We start from the raw sequence: 13,297 nt of genomic DNA, 5'->3' as shown, positions 1-13,297 counted from the left end.
ACCATGAGAATCAACAAATGGGCGCTATTGCTCCGATACAAAGAATTGGAACGCGAGCGACTAGCCAGGGAGGCAGAAGCAGAAACCTTTGCCGATGGCGGTCCAGCCAAGCCTAAGAAACCCCTGCCTGTCAGTCCTGTAGTAGCAGCATCCTCGACAGCGACCACTACGCCCGCCAACCTCTTTCAGATGCGCCGGGACAACCTGGCGAGCATCCAGCAACAGACAGCGGCTAATCAACCGCAGTTAAAGCCAACGGGCTACGTACCTCAAGCAGTTAAGCAGGGATATGTAAAAAAACAGGCGTGGGAGGAGTTTGAGGATAAAGCCTTAAATATTGCGGATAAAGCTGCTTACGCTATGCCCATTCCTGTAGTCGGCGAAGTTATTGGTGGAATAAGTGCGGGGGTAATGGCTGGGATTAAAGGAGCTAGGACTTTACAGGATATAAAGCAGGGTGATTACGGATCAGCTGCCCTTAATTTAGGTGGTGTAGCATTTGCCACCGCTGGGGGGTTAGCCGCAAAACCGTTAACGACAATGCGCAAAATTGCTTTCCGTCCAACCTATGCTAATAACGTAGCTCAGGCAGAAGCAGACGCCGGGGGAGAGTGGGCGAGAAGCTGGTTTAAAGGGCGAGCAGAGGCATCAATGGGAGGGCTTACCCCGTCCGATGCTATAAAGAGTCAGGCGATAAAACGCCCTGTTGTGACAGACTCCAAGACGTGGCGAAATTTGTTACTATCAGAGAGAATAGATGGAGTGTATTCGCCTATTGGCAACTTTGCGGTCATTTCACCGAATACAACCTATCCCAAAAGTACTGCCGTTCACGAGGCTACACACCAGTTCCAAAACGCAATGAAGAGTAATTCCGCCATGAGGGAAGGGTTGGCCACAATTAAACGTGAAATACCGGTTAGGGATGGTCGAATGACAAGCTATGATAGGTACTGGACTAAGCCCGTTGAAGTCCATAGTAGACTAATGGAGTTGCGTCATGCGCTCGGGTATAAACCTAATGAGTTTATTACTAGTGAGCGGTTTGCTAAAGATGTAACAGATTATATGGGCAAAAGCACATCTTGGGATAACCCGGTGGCTGGATTTGATAATTTTATGTGGCAGAAGCAGGCGGTTAACTGGCTTAACAACGTACCGTCGGTAGCTCTCCCCGTAGCGGCTGGCTCCGTTGCAACAGGCGCGTATTACAACGCCAATAAGCGGCAGTAGTATAGGCGTTCAGTCTTTATCAAACAAAGGCTCCTTGGGTGGTTAGATCACGTCGGCAGGATTCGTCTGCCGGGGGTCTGCTAGCTCAAGAGCCTTTGTTTGTTTGCGCCCCGTTTTAGTGTAAGCTACCATCGTACGTGATTGGGTATTAATTCTGAAAATTTTACCAATTGTTACCCGTATGTTAATACTAATTAATTAATTGTGAATACTAAGTTTTACTAAAATAGGAATATTGATTAGGGCGTATACTTGTGTCTCAACTAAATAACTCAATTTTTATGAAACAGATTTTAACGTCAATGCTCATTATTACGGGTAGCCTAGCACTCAGTCATTGCAGCACAGATCGAGTAACCTCTGTGGCAACTCCTAAAGCACAGAAGGTTGGTAACAAGATTGGCGATGGCCTATCAGGTCGGTATGTGGTACTTGACACTGTAAATCAAACGTTTAGCGTGTTAAGCAAAAGTGCGAATGGAAGACAATCAGCCGATGGTGAAATTAGAGGGGTGCCATATGACCGAGTTGAACTGCCTTGCAATGCTACTTGTCGGAACGGAGACCAGAACGGAAATGAATACACATATACTGGCCCTAATGCAGTATTGTATACTTTTAATTTTGATTGTCCTGAATTTCCGGGTGTTCTCGCCGATGTTATGGCTATGACGTGCAATTCTGACCTTGGAACACAGGTTTCTCTTCTACGCAATTATGAAGAATTGGTTACTACAACAACTAGTGCAGGCTGCGAAGATAATTCAAAAGCATCGGCTAGTCTATACGGTACCACTAAGGCTGGGCAATGGGCTATACTAGTTTTTAGAGATAGCTACCCATCCCCCGCTGGTGCTATTAGGACAAAGATTTACACTTCACCAACAGGTTTTACACAGTGCGGTGATTTTTGGCCGTAGATTTTAATGATAGCACTTACTAACACAACCGGATGGTGTAGTATACCATCCGGTTGTTACGTTTCAAAGACATATTGATTAAAAGATAGAGCATAGCCAGAGTGCCTTTTTGATTAATCTAATGTCTCGTGCCATTTACAAACGCGAGTATCATGCCAATTAAAAAGCCCGCCATATAGCGGGCTTGTCTGTTGTGTGCCTGTGCAATGCGTTTGTACTTATTTGCCTGCTGTTCTTCCGACAGATACGTTTTGAACGGCGTTTTGGATAGCGGTCAATGCAATGGCTTTGAAGGCGGTTCTAAACCACTGTGGATCAATACCCGGTACAGGTCCATCAACTGCTACAATCGGCTCGAATATTTGCAGGAACACAAAATTAAGGGATGCTTGGAACGCGAATTTCATGGTATGAGGTCGTTAAAGTTTGTAGCCTGTTAGTCGTAAGCATTGCCCGCCAGGGGAACAACTTCACCCTTCGCAACCAGCGGGGATTACTGCCCATTGAATGAATCGGCGTACACTATCAGCGTCCCATGAATAAGGCGGCTGTACAAACAGGCTGTTCCAGGTTGTGACGCTGGTCATGCTATTAGGAGCCGGTTCCCAGTCTGCCGGGTAAGTATCGCAAGGGTCTACCGGTAATCGTTCAATAGCCGACTCGGGCGGGCGTAAGATGGTGCCCGGTTCCCAATCTTCTAAACGGGTTACTATATACGCCGACGGGGGACGTATCCTATTATCTCTGTGGGCTTCGCTAACGGGCTGTCTTGTGGGCGTAGGTAGGCCGTACTGCTGACTCAGCTCGTGTAGTGCTTGGGCGTAGGTTAAGCCGTGCTTTTGTGCATATGCATTGACTGGGAACCAAGTTTGATTCTCTGAGTAATTATGGATACTAGGTTTACCCGTTTTGCCTGAGAGATAGAATTTCTCGGCTGAATGGGTTGTCGTATCAAAAAGGCGTGTTACCTGTCCATTGTGGGTCAGGGCTTCACCTACTAAATCCGATAGAATGGCCTGTCCGTATTGGCGTTCTAGCTCGTCTGCATCAATAAAACCTTCATGTGCATATAGGGCGGGATTGCCGCTCCTTCGTGGCGGTACGTATGGTGCCGCTGGCTTGGGCGTATACGTTTTGTCCATCACTGTAGCATTCTCATTGATATACGGCTCAGGATCGTAGCTAACGAATCGCAGGTGGGTCGGATTGCCGCCTTTGGTGCTATCGAGTATAACGCCGAAATATGTGCTAAATAGCTTTTGTACGTATCGAAAGTGAGCCGCCAGCGTTTCGGGCGTCTGGTGGTCAGGAAGGCGCACAACAAACCATAGCCCTCCCCGTACAGAATAGGCGCAAGTCAACACATACGTTAACCGGGATATGCATTTTTTAAGCTCTGCCATATCGACCGAAGGGTTATCCTTCTTGTCAACGTCGCCCATCAACATAGGCCATTGTTGTCTTACCCTTTCGTCAAACGTTGTATCCCGCTTACGGTGGCGAAGCCAGGCCGCAGGGGTAAAACCGGGAAGTTGTTTTTTTAGCTCTTTCTGTCTCTCCTCGTCTGGTTCGAGCCGGATAGATTCAACTATTTGCCGGTAAAAAGCAGTGGTGGCCATTCGGCGCAACGTAGTCGTTTGAGTAGGGACATTGGCGAAGCGTTCGTGGCTTCTGTTGTACTCGAAAAAACTGATGGGTACGTCTAAAGGTGTAGGACGGTGCTGCTCGTTAACCATGCTTTTGAAACGGGTAAACACTCACTGACAAAACCGACAAAAAGGGTTATGTCAGTTTTGTCAGTGGGTCATACTGGGATTATGAACGTATTTTTGGGTTTACCAAGTAGTATGGGTCTTCGGGGCGACCTCCTTTTGTTTGGAGCGCTGGCGGAGCAACTTCGGTTAAATAATGGCGTTCTATTAGCTCATTTATTGCCGACCTAACCTGTTCATTAGTGGTTAAGTGTGTCCACTGTTTACGGTATACGTCCCGAACCTTGAAACCGTCCGTGAGGTCGCTTTCTTTTAGATGCCTTAACAGCTCTTTCGCTGACTCAATACTAGCCGTATCCAAAAGGCCGTAAATTCTTCTAGCATGACTCATTAAATACTCACACCAGTGGATGCCCATAGTAACGGCCTCAACTGTTACCAGTCGCTTGTGGGGAGGAGGCAATGGCGCAAGGTCCACACAGTTAACGACATGAAAAATAAGGGACAATGAAGCTAGCAGGGAGGGGTATTTGGCAAAATGTGCTTCTAGCAATTCATTGTTCTTCTCGGAGGGAATTACCTCTAACTCCCACTTAGTCAACCACTGCTTAAAAATTTCCTGAGCATCGGCGTCAAAACGAGTGTATGGGAATCGTTCGTACTCATCGGTACTGTAGCTGATGCTTGAAAAATCAGATTCGTTTATGGACTTGATTAACTTGAAAGCCCTGGCTCGTGCATCCTTGTCAGGATAATCATCTACATATTCCCATGCTGGTTTATCTGGATAAACAGCAACCTGCAAACGCTGAACAAATCCGTCATTCTCATATCCCGTTGCGGCTCGGAGGTATCCTAACAACTTACCGGGCTGAATACCACCCAAGAGAGAAACGCATATCAATTCCGCACTGACATGACCACGCCCTATCCGGTCGTCGTCTTTTGATCCGTTACCGTTCCACGCTTCCAGGTAAAAGGCTCTATCCCCCTCCCGACCTGGCCTGTCCCATCCTGATAATAAGCCCATCAACTCATCACGAAACTGTAAAAGGCCAGTGGGATTTTCATTTAGTAATTCCACTAGCTTTTCAGTGGTTGCGTCGTTGGTCATGTAGCGTTTCTTGGCTGGTTTCCTGGGCGGCTCGGGCCATTCAACGTCAACCTGGACAGGCTCCCCTTTTAGTCGCTTTTGCTCCAGGTTTTGATATACTTTTTTCTGGGCTTCATAAGTCGCCAATTCAGCTTCATAGCGTTTCATTTCCTGGCTGAATTGCTCATTTGATTCGCTTATCAGCCGTTTCAGCGGACTTAGGACCTCCATTGCTGAGGGTGTTTTCTTAATGGATGGGCCTCCAATAAGCGCTCCCCATAGATTGGGTACTACCGTCCAGTCGTCACGTCGTTTAGGCTTAATTGTTAGTCTGGTTCCAATCAGGGAGGATAACATTACAACCGCTGTGGTTGCTACAAAATCTAACGGACACTTCATTCTATGAGCTATGTCCGTTAACCAGCCTCGTAATTGCTCAGGAATCATACTTGGGGTCACTGACAAAACTGACAAAAGGTGCGACTCAATGGCTACGGGCTGAGGCCACTCTATGCTTTCGGAGTCGGCAGTGTCTCCCTCGGTGCTAGTCCCGGAGGTCGCTTTGAATCCGTTGTTTGTCTCATGGGGATTAGCTTCACGCTCCTCTTCGCCATCAAAATCAGGCAGCTCATTTAACCTCTCCTCTGTCATATCTAACATTGGCGGACGCTGGCCCATATCGGGAGCCGTACTATGTTCCCCCTGATGGCTTGCCGGGTCAGTTGCTTCTTCGGCTTGTTGCCGTTCGGATTTCAACGCATCTAATAACGAGTCAGGGCCAAATTTACCAGTCGATCCCAGCCCTGAATCTTGCTCGTCGGCTACCGGTTCTTTTAATTGAGTTGATGGATTAATGCGGACTTTTTTGGGGAACGGATGGGTATAAACGTTTTTCAGGCTACTCAACCTAATCAGTGAATACGGGTTTGACCCGTTCATAGATAGTTCATCATCTGTCAGTGCGTGTTCGGCTTGTAGCAGATGTACAGTAGCCTCGCAGTAAGCTAGATATTCTATTTCATTACAAGGGGTGGCCTCGGTTTGCAGTATTACGTACAGAACGTTACTGTCAAGGATGTTAGCGACTAAACAGGCAAAGGGGTCGGTCTCCAACTGTTGGCGAACAACGTTTACACGGTCAGGGATAAGTTTTATTCGTATACCTATATAGCCCGTATAGGAACCTATCGTTTTCTTGTCGAGTAGTGAAGCGGCCACACAAATCCAGGGGGTACTTTCCGCACTGGTAGACGGATCTTTTGCGCGTAGTTGCTCACGCTGTGAAATGGCATCGGACAGCTCTTTAAGTGTAATGCCTCTATCTGGACTTTGTTGCTGAACGTTTTCAAAGTACGACATTCGCAACTCGCCGATTTGTATTTCTGGCTGAAAATCAATATCTTTGGTAGTCATTTTAACGGAATTTTTATAAACGGGTAGCTTGCCGTGGTGGGTGGGGCTACCTGTTTTTGTTGGTGGATACGGTAGGAATTGATTGAAGCCAAAGCCGGAGATTATCAACGTCAGTAAAGACGTGCAAGAGGCTATTCGTTTCTGGACCAGGTGACACAGGCTGTTTTGCGGGCATGACTATACGTAGGAACTCTCGGCCAAATCTTGCGCGAATTGTGAAGCCCGCTTCCTCATTGTTCAACGCCCATACCTCTGCCCCAGCTTCTTTGAGTGCAGTGTTGATAGTATTTATCATCATTCCGCTCCTCCGTTTAAATAAGCACGTAAGTCAGAAGGATAGAAATACAGTCGACCAAAACGCTTTGTATGTTTTATCTTCTTCGCGTTCTGATACAGGGTTTGCTTAGCTATACCAAAACGTTTAGCGGCTTCGTCGGTACTGACGGGGGCTTCGTCAATGGCGGCTGTTTGAATGGCTGTGCTGCGTAGTAGTTGCAGCGTCTCAGCCTGTTGCGCTTTAATTAGCTCAAGCTCTCGCGCAATTGTTGCAAATGGGTTTTCTGTAAACATAAATACCTGTCGTTATAATGACAGGTACAAAAGACTACGAAATTAAATATCCCGATCAAGATGCGGGATAGAAACGGGATAGAAAATACCTTATTGATATTGTGCGAATCCTTTGCCTTTCAAGTAATTAAGAATGGTTGGCTCTGAAAATTCTTTAACTGTGCCGTTCTCAACACGTCGAAAATTTTGACAGATCCATTTAGCTAATTTGGTTTTATCCGATTGTATCAGCCTATCTGTTTTGTCAGGGTGTTTTACTTGATTGTAAAATATTTCTCCCAATATAACTTGTTGACAATTAAGTCCTATTGGCACATCAATGGGGTTGCCATCTATTAAGCTTGCTAGCTCATCTTGCCTTTCTTCCTCAACATAAATCAGTAGTTGATTCAATAGACTCAAGCGTCCCGATTTAATTACAAATACCGAAAGATGATCATTTGCCTTAGTTACTGCATTCGGCTTAGCAGCTGCACCTGCCCTAATTGTTGCTGCGTCTATCAGATAATGAACAGCACTAATTTTTTTACCTATATGCCAAGTAAATAAATTGTAGAAGTTACGCCTGAGATGAATTTTGTTACTCCCATAGGGTATATTTTTAGTGATGATTTTCTGATCCTTGAGCCACTCATCGAAATAACTTAGTCTAAATCCTTGCACCAGATCAAACGCATCGTGTAATACAGAGTAATCAGATTGAATACCAGTATATCCGTTATTCCCCCATAAGCGAATTAGATTCGACAGTCGATCAATCTGCGCCTGCCTCTGCTCGTTGGGTAAGCAAAAAAGGTCAGAAAGTGCGTACTGTGTTAATTCAACAGATGGCTCTTTGGGAGATCCCCCCTGAAACGCTTGCGTGTACTCTGTCCCTATTTCTGTTTTTGAAAAAGAGCTAAAAACAGCAGTAGCCCAATCTATATCTATTCTCCAGGTATTGATGCCAACCTGCGTTTTTGTTTCGTTTACCATTTCAACCACCTCCATCGTATTGGCAAAATCGCTGTAATCAACTGTTAATATATTCGCGATAAATGCATTTAAGTTGTCCATTGTTGATACGATGTTATCTGATTACAAAGCATTTAGGAACTGTTTAGCTTCCTCATCGTCAAATGAGCCGAGATAGCTTTCGGTCGTTTTCAAGTTGGTATGGCCCAGTGACTTGGATATAAAAGCTAGGGGGGCTTTACTCTTTAGCAAGCTAGTAGCAAATGAATGCCGGGCTGAATACGTATTTACGTCTCCCTCGATCCCTAACTGTTCTGCAATCTTACCCATCCATTTATTAGTCATCTTCACCACTTGATGAATCACTTGTTTCTTCTGCTGGTCGGTCATTTCAATAGTAAGGAACGGAAAAACGTAGCTGTTAGCCCGTCGTTCAGATGTCCCCCAGCGCTCAATAATAGCAAAGGTCTCTGGCCTCAAATGGGCCACAATAGGCGTTTGACTCTGCTTCTTACTCCTAGCTGTCTTTTGCCGAATAAAAGTTAACTTCCCCTCCTTTATGTTAACCCGGCTCCAAGTCAACCTGCAAATATCAGTTAGGTTAGCCCCGTTGCAGAAGTAGGAAAACAACCATAGGTCATGGCTACGCTGTTCAGTTGTACCCGCTACTGGCTGATATGCTTTTAGCTTCTCAATATCTGCTTTAGGTAGGGCTTTCTTTACATTGGCTCCGGCTGGTATAACGTACCGATTGCGCCCGAATGGGTAAGTATCCCGGCTCATTAACCCGGATTCGATAGCATCATTGACAACGGCCCGCACGTGCCGTAAGTAAATGCCTACGGTGGTCAGGCTTGCCCCCGTTGCGGCTTTTAGCTTGCTCTGTGGGGCTTTACCATAGTGCTGCATCCACTGTTCGTAGGTAGTCAGGAAGTCGGGCGTAAGGTGGCTGTATTGCAGCGTAGCAACGGGGCGCGGCTGGTTCGACTTGCGGGGAATGGGAATGTTCAAAAACTCTTTCCGTTCCCCATCGGTGAATGAGTCTACAAAACGACGTAACGATTTTGCGGCCAACTCATAATTAATAGCATTACCGATACGTCCGGCGTTGCTCATGTTTTTGGCTTTTGCCAGTAGCGCAGCTATCAGATCGGTTTGCACGGCTGGCTTTTCAATCTCTTTACCATAGTTAGCAATGGCATCGGCGAAGGCATCAAAGGTAAACCGCCCGTCTAATTGCCCAATGATTGTTTGCGCTCGTCTTAGATAGCTTGTTTCCGTTTTGCCTGTCAGTGCATCCCGAAACGATTCTCCGTACATCTCATGCCAGAGCCGGATCTTACTTTCGTCCTTGATTCGATTATCCAGCCTGCCTTTGCTGTCTTGTAGAAACTGCCATTCCGCGAGTGTAATCTTTCGCCCGGTGCTAAAAAGGCGTTGCTTTCTATCCAAACAGACAAGCCATTTGATTACCCCCTCCCCTTCTTTGCTGGCTCGTTTGTCGAAGAACAGATTGACCGTCGCTTTGCTCATTTGTATTGCAAGCTGGCATTAGTTGCAATACAACTTGCAATACAAAAATATAAAATCAACGCATAAAAGCAATAAGAAGCGATAAGAGTACACGAGCTAACAGACTGTATAACAGCGCATTTAACTATATCTTATAAATAGAAGCAATACAGAAATAATAGGCATGGCTACGACTGTTAATCAGAGGGTCGCTGGTTCGAGCCCAGCTTCGGGAGCAAAACAAAAAAGACCACGTGAAAGCGTGGTCTTTTTTGTTTTTGATATACGTAAGCCTTTATCTAATGTATGTTGTAAGTATGAAACCTCTGTTTCTTTGCACAGGCTTGCTTACCTCATAGACTCTCCTCCCTTAAGATATTGATCTAATTGGTCCAGCACCTGGCTGTCATACTGGGGTTCAAACTTGCGGGCGAAGAACTTGCCTGAGCTAAGCATGGCCGGTAACTCACTCGTCGAGATGGGTATTACGTAACTTCCTGGTGGTCGGTCCCACTGCATAAAGGTCATCCGGTGGTTATAGATGGTGGCCCGAATGGCGTCGGGCGCATTGAGTAATATGGTTTGAAAGAAAATTTCTTCGGGTACGTAGGTCGTGCGGAAAAACTGGACATAGTGTGGATTAGCCTGGCAAAAATCAAGTATATAACGAGCCGCCAGAGGTTTGAGTTGAAACCAGTTCGTGCCGAAATATAATTGATGGTTCAGGGGCATCTGACGAGGCAGCGGAAATAAGCCACTTCGGCGTAACACACTGTTAAATAGCCGTTTCTTTCGCTTGTCTGGATTCGGGTGAGGGTATACCAGGATGCGGTGGGGTGTGGTGGACAGATAGTATCGTTCCACTCGATCCAGAATATCAGGCAGTGCATCGGTGATCATCACGTGATCCAGAATCGTTTGCTCACTGTGTCGAGAAAGCCAATCATGTAAGACGTCATGGGTAGCAATGGGGTAATCCTGCCCGCTGAGGGTAATGATAAAATCGGGTTGAAGGCGTTGCTCTAAAATAGTTTGAAAGCCAGTCAGGTAGGCTGCGGACAGGGAGAAGTCGCCCCAGGAAACGGCCTTTCGTTTTGCCAGCCATACTACACTGTCTGCTGGTATGTCGTTGATGGCTGCCCGAAACGGGTCCAAATTTGTTTTAGCATCAACGTGGATAAAGAACGAACATCCCGGTGCATATAGCCGCTTTAGTAAACGCCCTAATTGAGCCGGATTCTTATGAACAAAGATTAAGTAAGCGAGTCGTAATGGGATTGCCATGAGATTGATGACCAATGTATGGCTCTGTTGTGATCGTTGAGCGATATAAGAATAGGCATGCCTAGTTCAATATACTAATTAAATAGATAGTCGATGGTCAGGCATTGCAAGTCATTGACTGGCAATACGCTAGCACTCTTGACCATGCCTGACTATTTTTGACCATAGACGTAATGACCCAATCGTTGCGGCAACTCGTATCAAAAAGGTGGCGGTGAGTACCCCATAAATAACCCCCAAACGGGCCTTCGAGAAGGGTATATCCGCCTGGGGGTTTACAAAGCACCGTTAGTATGTCCTGCCCTGAATGCTGATAGCCAGCATAACCAAACGCAGCTAGTTGACGACGTTCAGCCTATAGGAAAACGGCGAGCTGAAGAAAGCTCCTCCGGTGATGTTAGCGCCTGTGTTAGCCGCCGAAAATGATTTTCCGTTCGTTAGTTTCAGCGTACCGTTGATTTCAAAGCGGTCTCCGTTGCTGATGGTAGCCTCCGTTAGTTTAGTAGCCGCAAGGGCCTCGGCACCCGTAACGGTGATGGTAGCGCGCGGGTAGCCGGTGGTCGCATCTTTGGTAAACGCAGAGGCCGGAAGCGATTTCAGCGGAACGCTGGTAGTCGTTGACGTACCGTTTGCGGGTGTTGCGTCAACGAACCGGATGGTCAGGTCATACGACGCGAACAAGGTTCCCTGATTGGGCGTAACGGCTTCCGCTACAAACTCCATTTTGGTGCCTCCCATGTTGGCTTTACTGACGCTGAAGGTTGTATTGCCAACGGGATACGGAGTGACAGTACGCATATAACCTCCGTTTTCCATTTCCGACTCATCGATCCGGCTGACCATGTCGGTCTTACACCCCAGTGCGAGTAGGTTCAGTAAGGCAAAAATCAAACAATTTTTCATTACAACTTATGTTTTTCGAATAGTTCATAATTCAACGCATAGCTCCAATAACAGCCTATCTTAATAGTCCGGCTGTGTTGTTATCCCAGAATACGGGAATCGTCAGACTCGTTTTTTGCTTGGCATTGGCATTACGGATGATGTACGTCGACGGGTAATAATAGGAGCGCGGAAAAGCGCCGGGGTTGGCGTCGAGGGCGGGTTGCAGGTTAGCAGGCTTGCCCGTACGCCGGTACAGATTGTAAGACTCGATTCCATTCCCGTGAAGAGCCAGCCAGTACTCCGTAGCGATAATGTTTAGCTTAGCGTCGGTCGTGGCGGCTGCGTCATAATCGGCCAGTACTTTGGTGACGTACCGGGTCACCTGGTCGGCCCATACGAGATTATTGGCCGCTTCGAATGTACTTATTTTGCCGCTCTCAATAGTACCCAGGGCCAGGGCCCGTACGTCGGCCATTGACTTTTCAACGGCTGACTTGAGCAGATCTTTTGCCACTCCAGTTGTACTAAGTGTCAGAGCAGATTCGGCCAGCATGAAATCGATAAACGAACGCATCATGATCGGATGAATGCCCGCTCCTCCGGCACCAGCCCCCAATGACACCGGAACCCCAGCGTCATTGTCGTATAAGCCTCCGGCTGGATAAACTCCCCAGGCCGTTCTCAGCAGTCCATCCGGTGGAATACCTTCGTTGCTGAGGTGATCCCGGCCCCAATACCCAACACTAGAAGGCAGACAGAAAACATCGGCATCCGAATAATGAGCGGGCTTGGTGTTTGTAATGCAGCGTAATACGTTTACATCCGTTGGATTTCTAACCGTCTGCCGGTAGAAATAATACCGAATACGAGGGTCTGGAAAGCCTTTCGACGAATAAAGCGCTCCCATATACGCGTTGGCTTGATAGTCGCCACCACCCGTTGGCGAATACTGACCCGCGTAGCGCGGATGGCGTGTGTCGGGGTTGGTCAGGTTCGAACCAAACCGAAAGGCAAAGTTCTGCGTAGCGGTCGAGATCAATTTATTACCGGCTACCAAAGCGTTGATGGCCGTAGTAGCTCCGGATTTGTCAATCAGTCGGCGATTCAGGTAAGCTTTTAACTTCAGCGAGTTCGCTAAGCGGGTCCAGTTGTCAACGTTACCGCCATAGATCAGATCGCTGGTAGCCCCCGACTTGGACGTAGCCGCAAAATTGGCAATTGCTTTATCGAGCTCAGCCAGGGCGGTTTCGTAGCTAGTCTGCGCCTGGTCGACACCAGGATTAAAATTGGTGGCGTCAATGGCCTGTGTATAGGGCACATCGCCAAAACCATCAACCAGATTGAGCAGCACAGAGGCTCTCAACGTACGGGCGATACCGGCATGAACGAATAATTCGCTCGATTCGGCCAGTGGGATCAGCGTTTTGGCGTCGGTCATCAGACCGGCATAAGCCGTTTCCCAGGCACCATCGAAGTTGCTGGGCGAAACGGCATTGTCGTAGATGGCCGAGCCCTGGTTTAACATGCGCGTCAGACGCATACCCGGATCGCTCATCTGGTTGAAATGCGTCCGGTAGTTCAACTCAATGGAATTGAGTAAGTAATTAATATCGGTATTGCTGGTCGTTACGGCATTCGGATTGTCGAGTAAATCCAGCTTACACGAACTGACCATGACCACACATATTAGCAATGCGCTTAGTTTCTTTATCATCTTGAAC

Annotated in this window: 11 protein-coding genes; 2 read left to right on the top strand and 9 right to left on the bottom strand. The window is 47.2% G+C overall.

What is annotated here, in order from left to right; translation table 11 throughout:
- The first annotated feature begins 3 nt into the window (after window positions 1–3).
- Complete coding sequence (locus ACFSUS_RS22665; protein WP_381526127.1) at window positions 4–1,233, top strand: hypothetical protein; 1,230 nt, start codon at window positions 4–6, stop codon at window positions 1,231–1,233.
- Window positions 1,234–1,514: 281 nt separating this feature from the next.
- Complete coding sequence (locus tag ACFSUS_RS22660; protein ID WP_381526124.1) at window positions 1,515–2,153, top strand: hypothetical protein; 639 nt, start codon at window positions 1,515–1,517, stop codon at window positions 2,151–2,153.
- Window positions 2,154–2,371: 218 nt separating this feature from the next.
- Here the strand turns inward: ACFSUS_RS22660 and ACFSUS_RS22655 are convergent, their stop codons facing one another.
- The 9 genes from ACFSUS_RS22655 to ACFSUS_RS22615 form a co-directional block, all read right to left on the bottom strand.
- Window positions 2,372–2,560, bottom strand: a complete 189-nt coding sequence (locus tag ACFSUS_RS22655) for a hypothetical protein (protein WP_381526122.1) — start codon at window positions 2,558–2,560, stop codon at window positions 2,372–2,374.
- 63 nt (window positions 2,561–2,623) lie between these two features.
- Window positions 2,624–3,889: a BT4734/BF3469 family protein gene (locus tag ACFSUS_RS22650; RefSeq protein ID WP_381526120.1), complete on the bottom strand. Its 1,266-nt coding sequence runs from the start codon at window positions 3,887–3,889 to the stop codon at window positions 2,624–2,626.
- 79 nt (window positions 3,890–3,968) lie between these two features.
- Window positions 3,969–6,371, bottom strand: coding sequence for a YfjI family protein (locus ACFSUS_RS22645; protein ID WP_381526118.1), 2,403 nt, complete (start codon window positions 6,369–6,371; stop codon window positions 3,969–3,971).
- 294 nt (window positions 6,372–6,665) lie between these two features.
- Window positions 6,666–6,941 carry a helix-turn-helix domain-containing protein gene (locus ACFSUS_RS22640; protein WP_381526116.1) on the bottom strand — a complete coding sequence of 92 codons (276 nt, stop codon included), beginning with the start codon at window positions 6,939–6,941 and terminating at the stop codon, window positions 6,666–6,668.
- Window positions 6,942–7,031: 90 nt separating this feature from the next.
- Complete coding sequence (locus ACFSUS_RS22635; protein ID WP_381526114.1) at window positions 7,032–7,997, bottom strand: hypothetical protein; 966 nt, start codon at window positions 7,995–7,997, stop codon at window positions 7,032–7,034.
- Window positions 7,998–8,018: 21 nt separating this feature from the next.
- Window positions 8,019–9,428, bottom strand: a complete 1,410-nt coding sequence (locus ACFSUS_RS22630; protein ID WP_381526112.1) for a tyrosine-type recombinase/integrase — start codon at window positions 9,426–9,428, stop codon at window positions 8,019–8,021.
- 327 nt (window positions 9,429–9,755) lie between these two features.
- Window positions 9,756–10,691: a beta-1,6-N-acetylglucosaminyltransferase gene (locus tag ACFSUS_RS22625; protein ID WP_381526110.1), complete on the bottom strand. Its 936-nt coding sequence runs from the start codon at window positions 10,689–10,691 to the stop codon at window positions 9,756–9,758.
- A gap of 336 nt (window positions 10,692–11,027) precedes the next feature.
- A complete protein-coding gene (locus ACFSUS_RS22620) occupies window positions 11,028–11,594 on the bottom strand; it encodes a hypothetical protein (protein WP_381526108.1) in 567 nt (188 codons plus the stop codon).
- Between the two features lie 55 nt (window positions 11,595–11,649).
- Window positions 11,650–13,290, bottom strand: coding sequence for a SusD/RagB family nutrient-binding outer membrane lipoprotein (locus ACFSUS_RS22615; protein WP_381526106.1), 1,641 nt, complete (start codon window positions 13,288–13,290; stop codon window positions 11,650–11,652).
- Window positions 13,291–13,297 lie beyond the last annotated feature (7 nt).

The sequence above is a fragment of the Spirosoma soli genome, from assembly GCF_042684525.1.
Classification (GTDB): Bacteria; Bacteroidota; Bacteroidia; order Cytophagales; family Spirosomataceae; genus Spirosoma; species Spirosoma soli.
Note: the sequence above shows the minus strand (reverse complement) of the source record. Positions and strands in the feature narration are given on the sequence as shown.

Coding starts and splice junctions, on each gene's coding strand:
- ACFSUS_RS22665 (WP_381526127.1), top strand. CDS start 4: ATGAGAATCAACAAATGGGCGCTATTGCTCCGATACAAAGAATTGGAA.
- ACFSUS_RS22660 (WP_381526124.1), top strand. CDS start 1,515: ATGAAACAGATTTTAACGTCAATGCTCATTATTACGGGTAGCCTAGCA.
- ACFSUS_RS22655 (WP_381526122.1), bottom strand. CDS start 2,560: ATGAAATTCGCGTTCCAAGCATCCCTTAATTTTGTGTTCCTGCAAATA.
- ACFSUS_RS22650 (WP_381526120.1), bottom strand. CDS start 3,889: ATGGTTAACGAGCAGCACCGTCCTACACCTTTAGACGTACCCATCAGT.
- ACFSUS_RS22645 (WP_381526118.1), bottom strand. CDS start 6,371: ATGACTACCAAAGATATTGATTTTCAGCCAGAAATACAAATCGGCGAG.
- ACFSUS_RS22640 (WP_381526116.1), bottom strand. CDS start 6,941: ATGTTTACAGAAAACCCATTTGCAACAATTGCGCGAGAGCTTGAGCTA.
- ACFSUS_RS22635 (WP_381526114.1), bottom strand. CDS start 7,997: ATGGACAACTTAAATGCATTTATCGCGAATATATTAACAGTTGATTAC.
- ACFSUS_RS22630 (WP_381526112.1), bottom strand. CDS start 9,428: ATGAGCAAAGCGACGGTCAATCTGTTCTTCGACAAACGAGCCAGCAAA.
- ACFSUS_RS22625 (WP_381526110.1), bottom strand. CDS start 10,691: ATGGCAATCCCATTACGACTCGCTTACTTAATCTTTGTTCATAAGAAT.
- ACFSUS_RS22620 (WP_381526108.1), bottom strand. CDS start 11,594: ATGAAAAATTGTTTGATTTTTGCCTTACTGAACCTACTCGCACTGGGG.
- ACFSUS_RS22615 (WP_381526106.1), bottom strand. CDS start 13,290: ATGATAAAGAAACTAAGCGCATTGCTAATATGTGTGGTCATGGTCAGT.